Consider the following 20,926-nt stretch of genomic DNA (forward strand, 5'->3'; position numbering starts at 1 on the left):
GCTGAATACGTATGCAAGTATTTTCGTTTTTGTAAAAGAGTTACTACTATTTAGTTGACACTTTTAACAATTCCTAGGTATCTCACAATTATGAAGAAAAAAGCTATTACTCAGGCGATTAAAGTAGCTTTGTCTGCTTCAGCAGTTTTATTAACCTCATGTTCAATGACTGACTCTAGCACACAAACCTCTAGCAAAAATGACAACAGTTATTACGGGACTTTAGAACCCTTTGCTCAAGAGAATGTTTATTTTGTTTTAACTGACAGATTTGTTGATGGTGATCCAAACAACAATTACCCTGAGCAAGGTGGTGAAGTAAATTACACCTTTAATCGCCCACTAAAAGGCCCAGACGGCAAAGAAGCGAATGTGGGTTATATGGGTGGTGATTTATTGGGCGTCTATCAACAAGCTGATTATATTAAAGAGTTAGGCTTTACTTCAGTATGGATCACGCCAATTGTCGACAATCCAGATGAAGCTTTTACTGGTGGCGAAGTTATTGAATTTGGCGGCATGTTTAAAGATGGTGGTAAAACGGGTTACCACGGCTATTGGGGGGTAAACTTCTTTGTTGAAGACGAGCATGTTGTGTCTGACAACTTTAAGTTTAAAGACTACACCAAGGCAATGAAAAACAAAGGCATTAAAACCGTGTTAGACGTAGTGGCTAACCACGGCTCACCTGCTTACACCATGCCGGAAGATCAGCCTAAATACGGCGAGCTTTATGACAAAAACGGTAAATTAATTGCAGATCATAAAAATAAACATCCAACCGAACTTGATCACAACGATCCCTTAGAGCACTTCTATAAACAAAAACCAGATTTAGCCCAGTTATCTGATACCAACTATGATAACCCAGCTGTGTTAGAGTATTTTGTTGAGGCTTATTTACAATGGGTTGATCAAGGTGCTGATGCATTCCGCATCGACACCATTCGCCATATGCCGCACTTCTTCTGGAAGAAATTTGCCGATCGCATTCGTGAAGAGCGCCCTGACTTCTTTATGTTTGGTGAGAGTTTTGTATACGACGCCAACTTTATCGCCCAACATACACTACCTGAAAACGGCAAAGTTAGTGTATTAGATTTCCCTGGCCAAGAAGCAATTACCGGAGTATTTGGTAAACCGAAAGAAGGTGAAAGTGAAAAAGCCTATTCTGATATTTTGAGCTATTTGTATTTAGAGCAAAGCCCATATCACAATCCTTACGACTTAATGACTTTCTACGACAACCATGACATGGCACGTATGAACGCGGACGATAATGGATTTATCAATGCCAATAACTGGATTTTCACCAGCCGTGGTATCCCTGTTATTTATTACGGTTCAGAAACTGCTTTTATGGCGGGTACAGCTGAGCACGGTGGCAACCGCAACTACTATGGCATTGAGCGTGTAAAACAAGCTGCTAACCACCCTGTTGCACAAACAATGAAAAAAGTTGCCAAGCTGCGTTTAAGCTCTGTTGCATTGCAACGTGGTTTACAACTTAATTTAGACTTTGCTCAAGATACGGCGTCTTTCTATCGTATCTACCAGCACGATGGCGTGATAGAAAATGCGTTAGTTTTATTAAACAAATCTGATTCTTCTAAAACAGTAACTTTGTCGGATTCATTACACCAAGGCAGCTACAAAGATGCCTTTAGCGGCGAAGTTGTTAATGTAGGTAGTAGCTTAAGCTACTCAGTACCAGCTAACGGTGTGGTTGTGCTAATCAACAATACAGCTATTACTGATGCAGGTATCAAAGCAAAATTAACTAAATTAAAAGCAGTTGTGCCAAGCGCATAACTTAAAAAAATTGTTTTGCAGGCAAGTATAAAACAAAAAAGGTTCAGCTAAATGCTGAACCTTTTAGTTTTATAAACTCAATATTTAAACAACTAAGCTAAATCTATAATCTCAACGCCGACGATAAAAGTAGTCGAAGTTTCTGGAATACAGCGCAGCACTTTACCTCTAGCGGTTAAAGATGGTATTTGTTCACTGGCAGAGCTTATACGTACACTAATTTCTTGGCCAACATCAATCGACTCTTGTAATTCGATTGCTAATCCATTGGCACTTAAATCACGGCATATCGCCGAGAATTCTTGAGGTGTTTCTAGATTATCGACTACCACTAAACAGTCTGCATTTACCATCATGCGATAATACGAACGCTGATCATCTCTTCCTATCATTCCAACCCTCTCAAACATCACTAATAAACCCTAAGCAACTTCATGTTAGTTTTTAACGGCGTGACTGTAAACAACTTTTTAACAAGCTAAAGCAATCCATCTTTTGTTGCCGAATCGATAAATTGCTGCACACGTTTAGATGATATTGGCATACTGGTTCCTAAGTTTTGCGCGAACAAAGAGATTTTCAATTCCTCTAACATCCAGCGCAATTGCTCTAGCGTGTGATTAACCGCTTGTCCATGTAAGTTAGCTGCAAGTTTTTCCGAGTAATTTTGTGCAATTTTATTGACCTGTTCACGATTTAATCTATCACGAACCGGATCTATCGGCAGTTTTTCTAAACGGCGTTGAATGCCTTGCACATAACGGTCGATATCTTTTAGTTTATTTGCACCAAATCGGGTGACAAAACCTTTAAATACCAATTGTGATAGATGTGTTTTAATTTCAGCTTGCGCTTGGACTAAATCAAAGCTGGTTTTACCTTTTAGTAATTTATTAATTGCATTAACTTTTACTAAGATAGCTTCAACTTGTTTAGTGATTTCCAATACACGTTCGGCAAGTTCTCCACGAATATCTTCACGCGCTTGATTGTAGCTTTGTTCATCACGTGGAATAACTTCTTGAGCCGCTAAAAATTGCTGAATAGCTGCAAAAATACAGTCTTGCAATAAATCGTCTATTTTTCCAAACGGATTAAAGTACAAACCTAACTTAGCTTTATTCGGTAGTTTCTCTTGTAAATAACTACGTGGTGACGGCAAGTTTAAATACAATAAACGCGTAACGCCTTGTAGCATGTTCCAGTCAGCATCTGTTTGATTATCAAATAGTTTAATTGACACTTCTTGGCTATCGTCTACCAATGCAGGATAAGCTTTAATTTCGTAGTGAGCTTGTTTTTTAGTATATTCAGCGGTTAATTCACCAAATGACCATTCACGTAAACCTTGTTGTTCTATGCCTTCTTCTGCCACTTTGGTTAAGGTGTCAGCAACTTTGCCTTGTAATTTGCGTTTAAGCTCAGCTAAATCTTTACTTAAACCTAATACCACACCTTTTTCGTTAACCACTTTAAAGTTAATGCGTAAATGGCTTGGTACTTGGCTGTAATCCCATTGTTCAGGATCTATCCTAGTACCTGTCATACGTAACAGCTGTTTAGCCAATACATTGACAAAAGGCTCATCACTCAGTTGAATCGCTTGCAAACTGGCTGTGGCAAAATCAGGCGCTGGAACAAAGTTCTTGCGGACATTTTTTGGTAAAGATTTTATCAAAGCTACCGCCAGTTCGTGTCGGTAGCCTGCTATACCCCAATCAAAACCTGTATCTTTTAATTGATTCAGCAAAGCAAGTGGCACAAGCAAGTTTACTCCATCAGCATCTTGGCTAGGCTCAAACACATATTCGAGTTTTAATACTAAACCATCTTGATTCCAAGTATCTGGAAAGGCATCTTTGGTGATTGACGCGGCATCATGCTTCATCAAGTCATCTAGGTTAAAGTTAAGTTGCTCAGCATCTGCTTTTTTCGCTTTACTCCACCATTTTTTAAATCTAACTGTATCGAATACATCATCAGGAATTCGGCTGTTGTAAAACTCAAATAAATCTTCTTCGTCAACTAAAATATCGCGGCGGCGTGACTTAGCTTCTAAATCATGTACTGCATCAAGTAAATTTTGATTGTGCTGAATAAAGGCTTCATTTAGCTGAATTTGACCATTCACCAAAGCTTCACGAATAAAAATAGCTCGACAAGCAGGCGCGTCGATACGGCTATATTGAACTTTACGCTTATGCACTATGGTTAAGCCATACAGCACCACATTTTCGTACGCAACAACTGAACCGCGTTTTTTCTCCCAATGTGGCTCTGTATAGTTACGATTAACCAAATGCATGGCATAAGGCTCTATCCATTCAGGTTCAATTTTCGCAACTTCACGCGCAAATAACCGACTGGTTTCGACTAATTCTGCCGCCATCAACCATTTGGTTTTAGTTTTGGCTAAACCTGAACCAGGAAAAACAACAAAACGACTGTTGCGTGCACCTAAATAACCTTGCTGGTTATCTTTGTTACCTATATGGCTTAACAAACCAGATAAAATTGCTTGATGAATCGCTGGATATTCAGCGTCTTGTGAATTGAGTTTCCAACCCAACTCTTTAGTTGACTCTGTTAGTTGGTAAACAATGTCTTGCCACTCACGTACACGTAAATAGTTTAAAAATTCTTTTTTACACAGTTTTCTAAATTGATTTTGGCTCAATTCATTTTGTTGTTCTTCAATGTAAAACCATAAATTTAGATAACTTAAAAAGTCCGAATCTTTGTCTTCAAATCTTTTGTGTTGTTCGTCAGCCGCTTGTTTTTTCTCGTTTGGACGTTCACGCGGATCTTGAATGCTGAGTGCGGCAATTATAATAATGGCTTCGCGCAAACAGCTATTGTCGTTAGCCGTTACTACCATTTTGGCTAAACGCGGATCAACAGGAATACGTGAAACTGCCCTGCCCAACTGAGTTAAACCCGCTTGTTGTTTATTTTTATGCTGCTCAAGCGCGCCAATTTCTTGCAGCAATAAAATACCATCGTTTATTGCGCGATTATCTGGTGGCTGAATAAACGGAAAGGATTCAATATCACCTAAACCGAGCGCATGCATTTGTAAAATAACCGAAGCTAAGTTAGTGCGCAGTATTTCAGGATCGGTAAACTCAGGCCTATTATTAAAATCATCTTCGCTGTACAAACGAATACAAATACCAGCAGATACACGACCACAACGACCTGACCTTTGATTAGCACTCGCTTGAGAAATAGGCTCTATTGGCAAACGCTGTACTTTAGTTTTGGTGCTATAGCGGGAAATGCGCGCAGTACCAGGATCAATAACGTATTTTATCCCTGGCACTGTTAACGAGGTTTCTGCCACATTGGTCGATAATACAATGCGACGGCCTGCATGGGGCTGAAATATTCTATTTTGTTCTGCAGCAGATAACCTTGCATACAAGGGTAAAATTTCTGTGCTGCGCAGTTTAAGTTTATTTAAACCATCCGCTGTGTCGCGAATTTCGCGCTCACCATTTAAGAAGATAAGAATGTCGCCTACACCTTCTTTACTCAGTTCTCTAACAGCTGCATAAATCGCTTCTAACTGTTCGTTGTCTTCAGCATCTTCGTTGTCTAAATCTTCAATAGGTCGATAACGAATATCTACCGGATAAGTTCTACCTGAAACTTCAAAGACAGGCGCATCGTTAAAATGCTGGGCAAATCTATCAACATCTATGGTTGCTGAAGTTATGATTAGTTTTAAATCAGGGCGACGTGGCAATAATTGTTTAAGATAACCTAAGATAAAATCAATATTTAAACTGCGTTCATGCGCTTCATCGATAATGATAGTATCGTACTGGTTTAAAAACTTATCTTGTTGAATTTCAGCAAGCAAAATGCCGTCTGTCATCAACTTAATGTAGGAGGTGTTTTTTACTTGCTCGTTGAACCTAACTTTATAACCAACCGCATCACCTAGTGGTGATTGCATTTCTTCAGCGATACGAGTGGCAACACTGCGAGCTGCTAATCGTCTTGGTTGAGTATGACCGATTAAGCCGCGTTCACCACAGCCAGCTTCTAAACACATTTTGGGTAACTGAGTGGTTTTACCTGAACCAGTTTCACCCGCAATAATCACCACTTGATTATCACGAATAGCTGCAACTATATCATCACGCTTGTGGCTAACAGGTAAATCGGGGTAAGTTGGAGTTGGTTTGTTATTAATGCGGTTTTGATAAAACTGCCAAGAGCTTTCGACCGACGCCATCCAAGTATCAAAAGCTTTTTGCTTTTTATCATCTGGTTTAATTTTATCGATGCGATAGAGCTTATTTTTCAGCCGAAAGAAATCAGCCGGATAAACTTTTTTTAATAGTTTTAGAGAATTTTTAACCAACTCAGACAAGAAACATACCCCCGAATAAAAATCGCGGGTATGCTACCAAAATCGAGTCAATTTATAAATATATGCAGTGACTCATTAAGCCATGTTGTAGGCTTCGTGTAGATGCGTATCAATTGCTTTCATTATTTGATGACGGGTAATAGTACCAAGTAAATGTCCATCATCATCAATAACAGGGTAAATACGCGGTCGTGACAACGCCATTTTTTGCGCTACTTCTAACACTGAAGTATAAGGTTTCACCGATTTAATTTCGGTAGCCATAATGTCACCAACCTTAGCAACCTGCTCTCGATAATAAGTCGACTCTATCATCTGCGTAATACAGTCTTGCTCAGATAAAAAGCCAACCACTTTACCTCGGCTATCTAATACCGGCCCACCTGATTGATCTATATCTAAAATACGTTCCACAGCTTCGGCGATATTCATATCTACAGAAAATGTCACCGGTCTTTTATTCATGTAATCTTCTACTTTTAGTGATTTCATATGCATTCCCCACTTGAAAACAACCGCTGTTTCTTTAAATAGTAGTAGAAAGAAAAAAGATAGCTATGTTTTTGATAGAAATTATTTTATTTCTACTTTTATTGTTTAATTTTGTCGACTAGTTGGCTAATCCAAGCTTCGGAGGCGGCCGCTGTATCCATAGTTTCGCACGCGTCAATTTCTAACCTATCTAGCATACGTTTGGCCATAGTTTCACCCATCACTTCATCAAACTGTTTACCCGCTTCACAAAAGGTTTCGCCATAAGATGAATCGCCCATGCAAATAACCGCATATCCGGTTTTTGATAAGTTAGGTGCATTGTCACGCAACCCTAAATACACATCCTCAATATTTTGTGGAATATCACCAGAGCCAGTTGTGCTGCTGATAATTAACCAGTTCGCAGCGTTCGCGGCGAGTACATCTTCTAAATCACAGTCTGAAAAAAGTTTTACAGCAAAACCTGCATTTTCTAACCGAGTAGCCGAAGTTTCAGCTAACTCTTCAGCACCGCCATATACTGAGCCGTATAAAATTGCGATATCTGTCATAAATTTTCCTCGTTAATCATAGGTAATTGAGTTAATTGTAATATTTGTTGAAAGCTTTGATCAAACCCTGCTGTTATCGTCAGCATCTCGCCAGTAATTGGATGCGGAATTTCAACCTTAGCTGCATGTAATGCCAGTCTAAATTGATTTAGCTGGTCGCGTAAATAACGATTATATTTATTATCGCCATAATTCACATCGCCCAAAATTGGGTGGCGTAAATGGGCTAAATGTCGACGAATTTGGTGTTTACGCCCATGAATTGGCATTAATTTAACTAAGCTAAATCTTGATTGTGGATAACGATTAATTTCAATATCAAGTGTCGACTTAGCTAAAGTTTCAAATTGAGTGACCGCATCTTTTGCTGGCGGATTGAGCTGCATTTTTTTATCAGATACTTTATCCGGCTGCTCGATTAAAGCTTTGTCAATTATACCTTGTTCTGGTGTATGCCCACGGCTAATTGCATAATAGGTTTTACTCATTTTACGCGCTTCAATTACCGCACAAACTAATTTGGCGGTTTCTGAACTAAGCGCCATTAACAATACACCAGAGGTTGGTCTATCTAATCTGTGCACAGGGTAAACATATTGACCTATTTGGTCGCGCACCATTTGCATGGCAAATTGAGTTTCGTGTTTGTCGATTAAAGATCTGTGCACCAACAAACCCGAAGGTTTGTTAACCGCAACTAAATGCTCGTCTTGATACAAAATTTCTAACACACTTATTCCTTATTCAAACAACTGGTCTAAACGTTTAATAACTTTAAGAATTGCAGCTATCTTGTCACTTGTTTGCCCACTAAAAGCTTCTTCGGCAATTGGGGTTAAACACAACTGGCTTGGCATAGAAAGTTGCTGCTGCGTTATAATCTGCATTTTTTCGATAAAAATAAATTGTAGCCACTGATGAAAGTCTAAAGTATCTAATGCAAATGGCTGTTGGCTTTGCAGCGCTTGTCGTGGTGGACGGCTGTCTTGCCATAAATCAGCAGCTTTTAATCCGTCGGTTAATTCAAGCAATAAATCTGCAACTTGCTGATGTTTAGTCAAAGCAATGCGCTCCCAATAAAAAAACGTTATTATAACGCCTTTGAACTATTTATTGGGCTGATTAATGCAAAACATTTCAAGCTTATACCAGCTAGTACAATTTGCTGGTTGCGACTATTGTATTTTTGATGTGGGTAGACGCGTGGTTGAAATAGACAAAACCACCTTTGAACAATTTGAAAATGGCCAATTAACTTATCCATACCCAATTCAAAGTCATGCAAAATTTGCATTGGTTTATTGGCCTATGGGGCAAACAGAAAACCCATACATTTGGTTTTTAAACCTACCAATAGATGAAGAAAGTCAAATAGTGCCAGGCTCGCGTAACCATTTTGTCGCTATCATTCAAGAAGCTTTGGGCAGCGATTTTGCACAACAAAGTGACGAGCAACAACAATTACCGGATAACCCATATATAAAATTACCCGAACAAAACAAAGTTGCTTTAGTAAACGCCCGCATTAAAGATAAATTTAAACGCGAATTTTCATCACTTGCGCTCGCCTGTTTAGACTTTTTACAGCAAGAGGATAAAAACAACTGGCAAAACTTAACAGTGCAAGGTTGGGCAGATGTATTGGTGCAATTAGCCAACCCTAAAATTCAAAATTTGCTCCAAAATGAATTTTGGCTATTGCCAACCGAGTTACAAAACCAACTCATTCCAATTTTAGAGCACTGTGAGTTACCAAGAGCTTTAGTTAATATCTCAATTCGCCAATTAGAAAAAGAGCAAAACCCAGCCCAACAGCTGGCGATTTTGCGTTTATTGGCTGGCCACTGTGAACAAACCAAGGTGCAAACTTGGCTAACAAGCCAAATTGCTGACAGTAAACCTGCCACTGAAATGTTAGATCTATTGCTGATTTTAGGCGCGCGCTGCTGGACTGCATTAAAAGATCCATTATTGCTGACTGTGTATTTAGAAAAAATAGCAGAGCTGCCAGCCAATAATTTTGAGGCATTATTTAGAGATGCAATTGCGCTACCCAGTTTGCGCAGACCTATTTTAGCTTTAATGCAAAACCCCAGTGCATTACCAAAAACCCGTGTAGCCGTTAGTAATATGATAAAGGCAAGTTATGGTACAACTCATTGATATTTTAGTAATTGCACTACTTGTTGCCGTTATTTTGCAGTTTTGGCTACTACGTAAACAAAGCGAAGCAGCGCTTGCATATGCACAAGATTATTGCGAGCGTAACGGTTTGCAATTTGTATCTGTTAGCCGCAAGCAAACTCGTATTAAGCTGTTTAAACGTAATTTAATTGAATGGCATAGCCAATTTGCTTTTGAATTTAGCGGCAATGGCGAAGATTTATGCCAAGGTCAGCTAACATTAATAGACCAAAGATTAATTAACGTAAACGCTGAAGCGTATCGGATTAACTAGAGCAAATTTTTATGTTTTCATCTCGCAATAAAAGCTCACAACACAACCGCCAAACTAAGCCGCGTAGCAAAAAACTGAGCTTGTTAGATGAAAACATAGATAGGCAAATTCAGGTTATTCATGCAGCCATAGCACATAAGCTATTAAATTCAGCTGAACTTAGACAATTAGCCCGCGACAAAATAGAAGCTAAATTTAAACAAGGCCAACTGCGCTACAATGAATATTTACACTGGCTCAGTACCTTAGACAATTTTGAACTGACTGATACATTCATTTTAGGCTTTACTGAATACACCCCACAGCTTCGCCGCTGGCGCAGAAATATCCCATTTACAGGCATACTGACAGAAGAAGAGCGCCAGCAGGCGCTTGAACAAAATGCATTAGGTACACTAAACTCAGTTGTGATTGGTGGATAGCTAGAGCTAAATCATTATAAATGGCTTTTAGCCCAGCCTTTCAGGAGCCTCACAGACAGCCCACTTCTGTGTTGTATCATTTTGAAAGGTGCCTACATTCCTGCAATGATACGCCTTGAATTGAACTGTCTGTGATGGCTCTGATACTCGCAATTTATATTGATTTAGCTCTATTACTAAATTAGGGAAGAACATATGTTAAAAATAATCTTTATAACGCTAAGTGCTGTTATCTGCCTACTCGCAGTATATTTGTTAAATCAAGCTAGGTTATACAAATACAGACAACGACTTATCGACACATACACTTTTCCGAAAAAACTCAGTGATGAAGTTGCCAATAAATACCCACATTTAGACGAGCAGCAAATACAAAGTGTTATTAAAGGCTTGCGTGAATATTTTCACATTTGTTTAGATGCCAATAAAAAATTTGTCGCTATGCCCTCACAAGTTGTTGATGTTGCTTGGCATGAATTTATTTTATTTACTAAAGAATATAATCATTTTTGTAAAAAAGCCTTTGGCCGTTTTTTACACCACACACCAGCAGAAGCCATGGAAAAACCAACCTTAGCGCAAGATGGTATAAAAAATACCTGGAAAATAGCCTGCAAAAGAGAGCGGATTAATCCAAAAGCACCAACTGCATTACCAACCCTGTTCGCACTAGATACACTATTAAAAATTGAAGACGGCTTTAAATATTCAGTTAATTGCAGTATCAAAGGTAGTAATCAATATTGTGCTTCGCATATTGGCTGTGGTTCAGGCTCTGGCTGCGGTGGCAGTTCAGATGGTGGTGGCAGTAGCTGTGGTGGCGGCTGTGGAGGTGATTAAATGATTGCAGATATCAGCATAATTTTAGTTGCCCTACTCCATGTGTATTTTCTAGTGTTAGAAATGTTTTTATGGGACAAACCGCTTGGTTTAAAAACCTTTAGGAACTCAGCTGAGAAAGCGAAAACCACTAAGGTACTTGCAGCCAATCAAGGCCTGTATAACGGCTTTTTAGCTGGAGGCCTACTATATGGCGTATATTTAGGTGCAGAAGGTGTGCAATTTAAAATATTCTTTTTAGCTTGTGTGATTATTGCAGGTGTATATGGCGCATATAGCGTAAGTAAAAAAATATTCTATATTCAGGCTACTCCTGCGATTGTTGCTTTAGGCCTGACAATGCTAACGGTTTAATCCATAAATTAACTTTGCTGATCTCGATAAATTGTTTGTGGTATTTTTTATAAATAACAGTCCCGACTATCGCAAATATGATGGTGCAAAACCTAAATATATTTGCAATTTCACCACCAAACGCATTATTCGACACGTCAAACATCATCCAAGCTAAGTTCATAAACATATGCATAAAAATCGCAATCCATAGGTTAAATTGCCATTCACAATACAACCATGCAAAAAATATTGCGCCTAAAAATGTTGAAATAAATACCCCAATCAATACTTCTATATTGGTACTTTGATGCATGTGCCCCAAGGCAAATAACACAGCGCCGAATATTATGGCAGGGATAAAACCTAACCGTGTATAACGGTACAAAATGCCAAACAAAAAACCACGGAAATATACTTCTTCAAAAAATCCAGCACAGATAACCCCTGTTATCAATTTGTCCAAATTAACTTCAGTATTAAATTGATAAAAGTAGCCGTACCCCATAAACATTGGAGAGGTAAATAACAGAGCAACTAAAGCAGCTTGGGTGATGGATGCTGACAAACCGATACGTTGAAAAAACTGCTGCCGCGGTGCAATTAACGTCAGACCAATAATCAATGGAATGCCAACAATTAGATAACTAATAATGTGACTAAGCCAATATATATGCAGAATTTGATGTAGAGCACTACGCAAATCCTGAAAACAAAAATCGAATAATACTTGGTATAAAACAAAGGTGATTAAGGTTGTCCCGATAATTTTTAGATTTTTGTCCATAATAAACCTTAGTGACTGAGGAAATTAAAATTTCAACTTGTGTAATTTATATCCTATTTCATTATTTTTTGCACATTTCGTCGATAATTCTTCCATTTTTGTTACTTAAGCTTTAACCATTGAAGCAATAAGATCTAACTAGGTGGAATAATTATGACCAAATTTGATATCAACCGCAGAAAAATCATTAAAACCGCAGGTTTTGTATCTGCAAGTTTACCCTTTATCTACCTAGTTGGTTGTGGCTCAGACACAAAAGTAGATATTTCCGATTCAAATGGCTCGGATAATACAAACAATAATACCGACAACTCGACAGACAATACCACTGACAATACTGAGTACTCAGGTGAATGGGCACAAGGTGGTACTGCAAATATGACGGCTAATTTCCCGGATGACAGCATTTTTGCGCTAGCGTCGGCCTGTACAGTAAAATTGACAGGCAACTTCACTGAAGGTCCTTGTTATTTCCAAGCGGATGATTTAGACGATATTTCGGCAGAACAAACAGGTTTACCTATGCAATTGTGTTTACGTCTAGTTGATTCAAATTGCCAACCTTTAAGCGCGCATGAAATTGAGGTGTGGCATTGTGATGTGAACGGCTTATATTCGGGTGATACCAGTGGTAGTGCCGACAGTGGTCGTTTTGCCGGAAGTTTTTGCACAGCTAACGATTCAAAAGCGGTTGCTTCTAAATGGTTTAGAGGTACTCAGGTAACAGATTCCAATGGTAGAGTAAACTTTAAAACTTGTTTTCCAGGCTGGTATTCTGGTCGCACAATCCATATACATTTCAGAGTTAAAAACAATAATAACGATCAAGTTATCTCGCAGTTTTGTTTCCCTGATAGTTTTACTAAAGAAATTTGTACCACCCACCCAAATTATTTAGCTAGAGGTGAACAAGATACACCAGTCGAAGCTGGTCGCGACAATGTATTTGGTAATAATTACCAAGACTATTTTTTTGATTACCAACAAAACGACGATGGCTCATTGTTAGCTTACAAAACCATACAGATTGCTTGAGTTGATGCCAAAGGATTGGCTCTTTTTTAAGAATTACCTATAGTGTGTTTAACCGCTTGAATAATCTATGAGTAATATGCGATTTAATTTAAGAACAAAATTATTCCTGTCGTTAATATTTGTCAGCAGTAGTTTAATAGTTGCTTTGTTCTTTATGCTGCAATGGAGTTTCGACAAAGGCGCTAAGTCGTTTATCGAGCAGCAAGACCAGCAACAACTGTCAATGCTAGCGACTGAATTAGCTAACTACCACATGGATTTGGGCGGATGGAACAACTTTGCACAATCACAAGCAAATTGGCAAAAGTGGTTGCAACAGCATACACTCCAAGCTTTAAATCTGCCCCCTGCGCCTAATCATGCTGGACAACCACCAGAGCCAATGGGCAATGGTATGCGTCCACCGGCAAAACCTTTTTATCTATTAGATGCGCAAGGACAAACTATCGCTGGCCGCGCAGTAGAACAAGGTAAAAGAATAGCGATATTTTCGCCGACCGACAGCAACAAATTGCTTGGATTTATTGGTATTCCGCCGCAGCCGAACGAATTATTTATTGATTTTAAACGCAGTGCACTGAGCCAATCTCAAATGCAATTGGTCTGGTATCTACTACTAGGCGCAATTTTCTTGTCGATTATAGTTGCTTTCCCCGCGTCAGCTTTATTGTCGAAGCGGATCAAAAACATTCATACTTTTGTTGATCTGTTGGCCAAAGGTGATTACAAAAGCAACTTAGCCATTGCTGGATCGGACGAAATCAGTCAATTAGCCGATAACTTAAATTCGCTTGCGCTCAGGTTGGATCAAGCACAACAACAAAGGCAACAAATGACAGCGGATGTATCGCATGAACTACGTACACCTGTTGCGACACTGCAAGCAAATATAGAAGCCATGCAAGACGGCATAGTGCCATTAGATCAAACCAACGTCACCCGTATCCATAATCAAATACTCAGATTGAGTAAATTGATCGATGATTTATATCAACTGTCGTTAGCTGACATTGGCGCTTTAAGCTATCGTTTTAACTATGTCGAACTTAACCAAGTATTGGAAGATTTTGCACATGAATATCAATCGGCATTTTCAAATAAAGGGCTGTGTTTTAACCTGCAAATAAATACTTCAACTGAGCTAACAGTGTCCGCTGATTACTTTCGTTTAAAACAAGCGATTGCTAATTTATTAGAAAACAGCCTCAAGTATACTGATGCACCTGGGCAAGTGATAATCAGCTTAGATGTAACTGAGGATACTGCAGTTATTCAACTAAACGACAGCCCTCCAAGCGTACCAGAAGAATATCTTTCGCGTTTAACCGAACGTTTATTTAGAGTTGATAAATCGCGTAACCGCAATATTGCAGGCTCAGGTCTCGGCTTAAATTTAGTCATGAGTATAATTAACGCGCACAAAGGCACATTAAATTTCAGCCACAGCCAGTTTGGTGGTTTAAGTGCAACTATTACCCTGCCCTTGGTAAACTATGATGATTAAACACATATTGTTAGTTGAAGACGAAGTTGAACTTGCGCAAATGCTCGCTGCCTACTTACAACAAGCTGGTTTTATAGTGACTCATCTGACAGACGGCGCAACTGTTATGCAAAGATTCAAACAAAATGAGTTTGATTTTATTGTATTAGATTTAATGCTGCCAAATGTCGACGGTATCAGCCTATGCAACCAAATTCGGCAAATAAGCCAAGTTCCTATCATAATGACCACAGCAAGGGTTGATGAAATAGATAGGCTATTGGGCCTAGAGATAGGTGCTGACGATTATATCTGTAAACCTTATAGTCCAAGAGAAGTTGTCGCTCGTGTCAAAACAATTGCTAGGCGCTTAACCACTAAGGATACAGACACAACCACTAGCACGGCCAATACAAGTAACAATCCACTTAAATTGAACTTAGATGAACTCGAAGCCTATTGGCAAGATCAGGCGCTGAACTTAACTTTGATTGAATTTAGGCTATTAGAAGTTATGCTGCAATCACCAAAAAGAGTATTCAGCCGCGAACAATTGATGGATAAAATTTATACAGATGAGCGAATTGTTAGTGAAAGAACAATAGATTCACACATCACTAAATTGCGTAGAAAACTAAATGCTATGTCTGGCGACAAAGAGCTGATCCAGTCTGTTTATGGTGCGGGATATAAATTGCAGTTTTAAGCACAATAAAATAAACCTTTGACTGATGAATACAAATAAGTGCATTATTTGTCCACACTAACCAGCAAGGAATCAAGCTATGAAGATGTTTGTTCTATTACTAACTTCAATCTTATCTTTTACTAGCCTAACGGCCAACGCCAAAGTTTATCTAGCGTCAGAGCTTGCAGCTGAAGTACAACCCATTGTTAGAATTGAGCCTAGGTATCCAGCCCAAGCAGCTCGTGATGGCATAACAGGTTATGTAAAACTTAAATTTATCGTCAACGAATACGGCTCAGTAAATAATGTTGAAGTGATAGAATCTGTCCCAGAAGTTATCTTCGACCGACAAGCGATTAAAGCAGTACAAAAGTGGAAATACAAACCAAGTATTGTTGATGGCAAAGCGGTTAAAGTTTGGCAAGAAACCCAACTTGATTTCCGTTTAAGCCAATAAATTCTGCGCATGAAACCTTTAGGTAAAGTAATACATAGTATTTTTTCGATAACTTGCTTGCTGTTATCTTTGGCTGCAATTAGTGCAGCGAGAGCACACCCAACCGGCAATCTTGTTTCTATTGGCGACACAGCCTATTTTCCGTATGTATACCCAATAGAACATCCAAGCCACAAATCATCAGTGCTGAGTTGGCAACAAGGCGAACAAGTCAAAGTGATTTTAACTTCACAACATAACGCCAGTGATTTTATGTTGTCTGCACAACATAATAGCCTATATATTATTGAGCGCAGGTATGAGCAAAGCAGCGACCAAAATTATGTTAGGTTATTAAAGTTAAATGCTGACAATAGCACAAAAACCATTTGGCCATGGTTTGAAGATAAATGGCGATTAGGTGAAGGTGGATTTCATCTTCAATCAGAACAACAGATCATATTTGTTAAGTACCCAGATGTGTTGATACACAGAGCTGATGGCTCAGTAGATAAAGCCTTTGACTTCGCGCATCCAGTTAAGCGGCTGAGAAAAGTAGCACAAGGTTTGTTATTGTTGGGAGAAAATCAAGCTTGGTTAGTTAACCTGCAAGGTAAAGTGCAAAAACAATGGGCAAACTTACTTAATCAAACAGTGATGAATGCACCACTTAACCGCAATCAAATTTTCGATATTGATTACCACAATAACACTTTACTCGTGGCGAACTGGGGAAACAGAAGTTTTGATATACACACAAAAGAGAGTCGTACTAGTTTACAGCAATTAGACGCGCCTTATACGGCACATTGGGTCAATCATTTTGCTGATTCATATTTAATGATGGCATCTAGCATTAGCTTTGACGGCAACAATCCAAAACCAAAACTAATTTTGCAAAAAGTTGCTGGAGATACAGCAAGAATAATTTGGCAGCATTAGCTTATGCGAGTTTACTTGCCTTGTAGAGTTTTGACATTATCAGCTTGATTAAAGTCTAAACAAACGGAGTTGATACAGTAACGTATACCTGTGGGCTCTGGTCCATCATCAAATACATGGCCTAAGTGGGCATCACACTCAGCACAACGTACTTCGGTACGGTGCATGCCATGGCTATCATCCATTAAAAACTTAATTTTATTTTTATCTAGCGCATCAAAAAACGCCGGCCAACCACACCCAGAGTCGTATTTTTGCTCAGATGTGAATAGCGGCGTTTTACAGCATATACAATGATAAATACCGGTTTTCTTGTTATTTAATAACTTACCAGTAAAAGGGTACTCAGTACCACCTTGTCGTGTCACTCGATACGTTTCCGCATCGAGTGTTTCTAACCAATATTTATCATCTTTCATTATTTAATGCGTACGATTTCTCTGTCACTTGACCAGTTCAAATGATAGAACTGACCACGTGGTTGGTCAACACGTTCGAACGTGTGAGCACCAAAGAAGTCACGTTGACCTTGCAATAAGTTAGCAGCAGTCGTTTCACTACGGTATGAATCGTAATAAGCCAATGATGAAGTGAAACAAGGCATAGCAACACCTAAACGCACACCATCAACAATAGATTCACGCCAGCTTGACTGGAATTTCTCGATTTGACCTGCGAAGAAATCATCCATCAACAAGTTAGGTAATTCTTTATCTTTGTTGAATGCATCTGTGATTGATTGTAAGAATACTGCGCGAATGATACAGCCCGCACGCCAGATTTTAGCGATTGCAGCAAAATCTAAATCCCAACCTTGTTGCTCACCTGCTTTCTTCATTAATTCAAAACCTTGTGCGTATGCACAGATTTTTGAACAGTATAAAGCATCGTGTACACGTTGGATGTATGCATCTTTCTCGCTATCAGCAACTGGAGCTACTTCAGGGCCTTTTAAGATGCCAGAAGCTTTAACGCGGTTGTCTTTCAAGCCAGATAATGCACGAGCATATACTGAAGCTGTTACCGCCATAGCTGGAGAACCAACTTCTAAACTGCCGATAGCAGTCCATAAACCAGTACCTTTTTGGCCAGCAACGTCTAAAATTTTATCAACTAAAGGTTCACCAGTAACAGGATCGTCTTGGTCTAATACTTCAGCAGAAATTTCAATTAAGTAGCTGTTTAATGGGCCTTTGTTCCACTCACGGAAAATTGCCGCGATTTCTTTAGGTGTTAAACCTAAAGCTGTACGTAAACTTTGGTAAGCTTCACAGATCAATTGCATATCTGCGTATTCGATACCATTGTGCACCATTTTCACATAGTGACCAGCACCTGTAGGACCGATATAAGCGGCACAAGGCTCACCTTCTTTAACTGGATTGCCTGGCTCATTATTTACTAATGGAAGACCTGTGTTTGCATCAACTTTAGCAGAGATAGCTTCTAATACTGGCTCTAAACGTGCCCAGCCTTTTTGGTCGCCAGAAGGCATTAATGAAGGTCCAAAACGAGCACCAACTTCACCACCAGATACTGCACAGCTGAAGAAGATGAACTTGCCATTGTATTGCGCTTCACGCTCTACAGTATCAGTCCATAAGCTGTTACCTGTATCAACTACGATATCTTCTTGTGATAAACCACATTCCATTAACTTACCACATACGATATCAACTGGCTTACCAGCTGGAATAGATAAGATAATTAAATAAGGCTTTTCTAACTTGCTTAGCATATCTTCGAATGAAGAACAGCCAGTGATACGCGCTGGTTGATCACCACGCTCTGCTTCGTCTGTTGATAAGATGCCTTGTACTTTTTCTGCATCTAAGTCGAAAGCTGCTACCGAGTAGCCATTATCTGCAAGGTTAAGACCTAGGTTTTTACCCATTACGCCTAAACCAATCAGACCGATCTGACATTGTTGAGTCGTGCTCGACATATTCTTTCCTATTTGTTTGCCTGCTTTGAAAACTGCGAAGTATTCTAGCTAAAAAGGACTTTAGCGACCATAGAGATTGGCCTGAAAACAAGCAAGAATGGATAAAGTAGAATTATAAAGATAATAAGTTCGATAAATGCGGTTAATAATGGCAAGGTATTTAACAGTTTAATTACCTTGCCATCATTATAATTTTACAAGCGAGAAAAATTTAAACAATTTTGCGGCGAACAACAAAACTTAAGCTATGCGCCTCTTGCCAATAACCAGCTTCAAGTTGACTAGGATTTTTTTGCAAACCATCTTCAACAGCAGTATCAAAAATTAAATTCCATTTTTGATTTTGTGGTAACTGTGGCAGTTTAAAATGTACATCAGTGTGACTCGCATTGATAATGATCAACACCCTGTCTGTATCTTGCTCATGCTCATTGTCTACCCAAGAAAGTTCAACGGCAATTGCGCTATTGTGTGGGTTATGCCAGTCGTTATCGTGCATTAACTCACCTGCGTCGTTAAACCAACACACCTTATGACTGCTTTTACTGCCGTAATAATCGTCATCTTGTAAATTTAGTGAATGCAATAATGAACAGCCATGGCGCAAACTAATTAGTCTTTTAACAAATTCCAGCAGTTTTTTATCTTCAGGTTTTAACTGCCAACTTAACCAACTAATCGCATTGTCTTGACAGTAGGCGTTGTTATTGCCCAACTGGGTACGACCTATCTCGTCACCGGCTAAAAAGTGTGGTGTACCTTGTGACAAAAACAGTGTGGCTAATAAATTACGCTTTTGTTTTTGGCGTAATTTATTAATTCGCTTATCTTCTGTCGGCCCTTCTACCCCATAATTATTCGATAGATTATGGCCGTGACCATCGCGATTTTGTTCACCATTAGCATCATTATGTTTATGGTTATAACTAACCAAATCGTGTAAGGTAAAACCGTCGTGGTATGCAATATAGTTGACGCTGGTATTGACCGAGCGCAGGCCTTTTAAAAACACATCACGCGATCCCATTAAACGCGTAGCTAAATCTGGCAACAAACCTTCTTGGCCAGCCCAAAAGCCACGCACTGTATCGCGAAATTTATCATTACATTCATGCCAGTTTTCTGGAAATTGTCCAAGGCGATAACCACCCCAACCTATATCCCAAGGTTCGGCAATTAGTTTAACTTGGCTTAACACTGGATCTTGGAATAAAACTTTAAAAAACGCCGAGTAATTATCAAAGTCATTGCCTTCACGCGCCAAGCTGACGGCTAAATCGAATCTAAAACCATCAACTTGCATTTCTTCAACCCAGTAACGCAATGATTGAGTAACCAACTGCAATACATAAGGGTTATCAAGATTAATACTATTACCGCAACCTGTATTATTGACGTAACGGCTATAATCTTTATGGCCGTCAAACTGTTCAAACATATAGAAGTTGCGATTATCAAAACCTTTAAAAGAGAGTATAGGACCGTCAAAACCACCTTCAGCACTGTGGTTGAACACCACATCTAAAATGACTTCTATACCGGCTTTGTGCAGCTCACGCACCATGGTTTTAAATTCGGTAGTGGAGTCTTGTCCTGCATAACGAGGATCTGGAGTAAAAAAGTTAATTGGGTTGTAACCCCAATAATTTGATAATCCCAACTTGGCAAGCCGTGGTTCACTCATAAATGCCATTACAGGCATAAGCTGTAAACTAGTCACGCCGAGCTCTTTTAAATACTTAATAACTTTTGGTTGAGCTAATCCTAAGTATTTACCTTTAAATTCGTCCTTAACCTGCGGATGAATTTGCGTAAAACCTTTAACATGCAACTCATATAAAACAGTATCAGAGTCAGGAATATATGGTTTTTCAGCACCTTGCCAGTCAAACTCACAAGCATCTTGCACAATACATTTAGGGATCATGTACTGTGAATCACCTTGATAAAGTCGTTCATTCCATTCTACCGGCCTATTTAACCCTTTGGCGTAAGGATCAATTAATAGCTTATGGTTATCTTGGAATAGGCCGCGCTCAGGTGCACAGCTACCTACTACTCGATAACCATAATATTGCCCTGGCTCTACACCACAAACAAACGCGTGCCACACCCGCCCTTTTTTGCCCGGCATATCAATACGGCAAATTTCTTCTTCATTTTTATCAAAAAGACAAAGTTCTACTTTATCAGCGTAAGGAGAGTAAACCGCGAAGTTAGTCCCCTTACCAGTAAAATAAGTTGGCCCTAGCACTTTTGCAGAGCCAAGCGAAACTTTATATCCTTTCACTTCAAATAAAATATCTTGAGCGGGCATA

Annotated in this window: 21 protein-coding genes; 11 read left to right on the top strand and 10 right to left on the bottom strand. The window is 39.1% G+C overall.

Annotation, left to right across the window (positions count from 1 at the left end; translation table 11 throughout):
* Positions 1 to 90 precede the first annotated feature (90 nt).
* The gene (locus ACMZOO_RS01360) at positions 91 to 1,812 is read left to right on the top strand and encodes an alpha-amylase family glycosyl hydrolase (protein WP_440904937.1); all 1,722 of its coding nucleotides are present in this window, start codon (positions 91 to 93) and stop codon (positions 1,810 to 1,812) included.
* 92 nt (positions 1,813 to 1,904) lie between these two features.
* Here ACMZOO_RS01360 and ACMZOO_RS01365 read toward each other — a convergent pair whose 3' ends face one another.
* The 6 genes from ACMZOO_RS01365 to ACMZOO_RS01390 all read right to left on the bottom strand — a co-directional run bounded on the left by ACMZOO_RS01365 (position 1,905) and on the right by ACMZOO_RS01390 (position 8,300).
* Positions 1,905 to 2,204: a PilZ domain-containing protein gene (locus ACMZOO_RS01365; RefSeq protein WP_440904938.1), complete on the bottom strand. Its 300-nt coding sequence runs from the start codon at positions 2,202 to 2,204 to the stop codon at positions 1,905 to 1,907.
* Positions 2,205 to 2,290: 86 nt separating this feature from the next.
* Entirely contained in the window at positions 2,291 to 6,193 is a 3,903-nt protein-coding gene (gene hrpA, locus ACMZOO_RS01370; RefSeq protein WP_440904940.1) for an ATP-dependent RNA helicase HrpA, read from the bottom strand.
* A gap of 75 nt (positions 6,194 to 6,268) precedes the next feature.
* Positions 6,269 to 6,685, bottom strand: a complete 417-nt coding sequence (locus ACMZOO_RS01375; protein WP_016954965.1) for a CBS domain-containing protein — start codon at positions 6,683 to 6,685, stop codon at positions 6,269 to 6,271.
* Between the two features lie 98 nt (positions 6,686 to 6,783).
* The gene (locus ACMZOO_RS01380; protein WP_440904942.1) at positions 6,784 to 7,239 is read right to left on the bottom strand and encodes a flavodoxin domain-containing protein; all 456 of its coding nucleotides are present in this window, start codon (positions 7,237 to 7,239) and stop codon (positions 6,784 to 6,786) included.
* Positions 7,236 to 7,970, bottom strand: a complete 735-nt coding sequence (gene truC / locus ACMZOO_RS01385) for a tRNA pseudouridine(65) synthase TruC (protein WP_440904943.1) — start codon at positions 7,968 to 7,970, stop codon at positions 7,236 to 7,238. Before truC ends, ACMZOO_RS01380 begins: the two co-directional genes overlap by 4 nt.
* A 9-nt stretch (positions 7,971 to 7,979) precedes the next feature.
* Entirely contained in the window at positions 7,980 to 8,300 is a 321-nt protein-coding gene (locus tag ACMZOO_RS01390) for a YqcC family protein (RefSeq protein WP_440904944.1), read from the bottom strand.
* Between the two features lie 64 nt (positions 8,301 to 8,364).
* On the opposite strand from ACMZOO_RS01390, the gene ACMZOO_RS01395 reads away from it, so the two are divergent.
* From ACMZOO_RS01395 to ACMZOO_RS01415, 5 genes are all read left to right on the top strand, one after another.
* Positions 8,365 to 9,402: a DUF3549 family protein gene (locus ACMZOO_RS01395; protein WP_440904945.1), complete on the top strand. Its 1,038-nt coding sequence runs from the start codon at positions 8,365 to 8,367 to the stop codon at positions 9,400 to 9,402.
* Positions 9,386 to 9,697, top strand: coding sequence for a DUF3301 domain-containing protein (locus ACMZOO_RS01400; RefSeq protein ID WP_440904946.1), 312 nt, complete (start codon positions 9,386 to 9,388; stop codon positions 9,695 to 9,697). Before ACMZOO_RS01395 ends, ACMZOO_RS01400 begins: the two co-directional genes overlap by 17 nt.
* Positions 9,698 to 9,708: 11 nt before the next feature.
* Positions 9,709 to 10,119, top strand: a complete 411-nt coding sequence (locus ACMZOO_RS01405) for a hypothetical protein (protein ID WP_440904947.1) — start codon at positions 9,709 to 9,711, stop codon at positions 10,117 to 10,119.
* A 195-nt stretch (positions 10,120 to 10,314) separates the two neighbouring features.
* Positions 10,315 to 10,959 (top strand): glycine-rich domain-containing protein, encoded by a 645-nt coding sequence (locus ACMZOO_RS01410; protein ID WP_440904948.1) that lies wholly within the window; start codon positions 10,315 to 10,317, stop codon positions 10,957 to 10,959.
* Positions 10,960 to 11,313: a DUF1304 domain-containing protein gene (locus tag ACMZOO_RS01415; protein WP_440904949.1), complete on the top strand. Its 354-nt coding sequence runs from the start codon at positions 10,960 to 10,962 to the stop codon at positions 11,311 to 11,313.
* Here the strand turns inward: ACMZOO_RS01415 and ACMZOO_RS01420 are convergent.
* Entirely contained in the window at positions 11,267 to 12,079 is an 813-nt protein-coding gene (locus ACMZOO_RS01420) for a lysostaphin resistance A-like protein (protein WP_440904950.1), read from the bottom strand. The two genes, ACMZOO_RS01415 and ACMZOO_RS01420, sit on opposite strands and share 47 nt — an antisense overlap.
* Before the next feature lie 153 nt (positions 12,080 to 12,232).
* Here ACMZOO_RS01420 and ACMZOO_RS01425 point away from each other — a divergent pair, with 153 nt between their 5' ends.
* The 5 genes from ACMZOO_RS01425 (at position 12,233) to ACMZOO_RS01445 (ending at position 16,663) form a co-directional block, all read left to right on the top strand.
* Positions 12,233 to 13,114, top strand: coding sequence for a dioxygenase family protein (locus tag ACMZOO_RS01425; RefSeq protein ID WP_440904951.1), 882 nt, complete (start codon positions 12,233 to 12,235; stop codon positions 13,112 to 13,114).
* A 67-nt stretch (positions 13,115 to 13,181) separates the two neighbouring features.
* Complete coding sequence (locus ACMZOO_RS01430) at positions 13,182 to 14,618, top strand: ATP-binding protein (protein ID WP_440904953.1); 1,437 nt, start codon at positions 13,182 to 13,184, stop codon at positions 14,616 to 14,618.
* Positions 14,608 to 15,303: a response regulator gene (locus tag ACMZOO_RS01435; RefSeq protein WP_440904954.1), complete on the top strand. Its 696-nt coding sequence runs from the start codon at positions 14,608 to 14,610 to the stop codon at positions 15,301 to 15,303. The genes ACMZOO_RS01430 and ACMZOO_RS01435 overlap by 11 nt, the downstream gene beginning before the upstream one ends.
* A gap of 79 nt (positions 15,304 to 15,382) precedes the next feature.
* The gene (locus ACMZOO_RS01440) at positions 15,383 to 15,742 is read left to right on the top strand and encodes an energy transducer TonB (protein ID WP_440904955.1); all 360 of its coding nucleotides are present in this window, start codon (positions 15,383 to 15,385) and stop codon (positions 15,740 to 15,742) included.
* A 69-nt stretch (positions 15,743 to 15,811) separates the two neighbouring features.
* Positions 15,812 to 16,663 (top strand): hypothetical protein, encoded by an 852-nt coding sequence (locus ACMZOO_RS01445; RefSeq protein WP_440904957.1) that lies wholly within the window; start codon positions 15,812 to 15,814, stop codon positions 16,661 to 16,663.
* Between the two features lie 11 nt (positions 16,664 to 16,674).
* Here ACMZOO_RS01445 and msrB read toward each other — a convergent pair whose 3' ends face one another.
* The 3 genes from msrB to glgX form a co-directional block, all read right to left on the bottom strand.
* Positions 16,675 to 17,082 (bottom strand): peptide-methionine (R)-S-oxide reductase MsrB, encoded by a 408-nt coding sequence (gene msrB / locus ACMZOO_RS01450; RefSeq protein ID WP_440904958.1) that lies wholly within the window; start codon positions 17,080 to 17,082, stop codon positions 16,675 to 16,677.
* Positions 17,082 to 18,608, bottom strand: a complete 1,527-nt coding sequence (gene gndA / locus ACMZOO_RS01455) for an NADP-dependent phosphogluconate dehydrogenase (protein WP_440904959.1) — start codon at positions 18,606 to 18,608, stop codon at positions 17,082 to 17,084. Before gndA ends, msrB begins: the two co-directional genes overlap by 1 nt.
* 211 nt (positions 18,609 to 18,819) lie before the next feature.
* On the bottom strand, positions 18,820 to 20,925 hold the full coding sequence (gene glgX / locus ACMZOO_RS01460) for a glycogen debranching protein GlgX (RefSeq protein ID WP_440906322.1): 2,106 nt from the start codon (positions 20,923 to 20,925) through the stop codon (positions 18,820 to 18,822).
* Position 20,926 lies beyond the last annotated feature (1 nt).

Origin of the sequence: Catenovulum sp. SX2, from assembly GCF_052056295.1 — a bacterium.
In the GTDB taxonomy this organism is placed as follows: Bacteria; Pseudomonadota; Gammaproteobacteria; order Enterobacterales; family Alteromonadaceae; genus Catenovulum.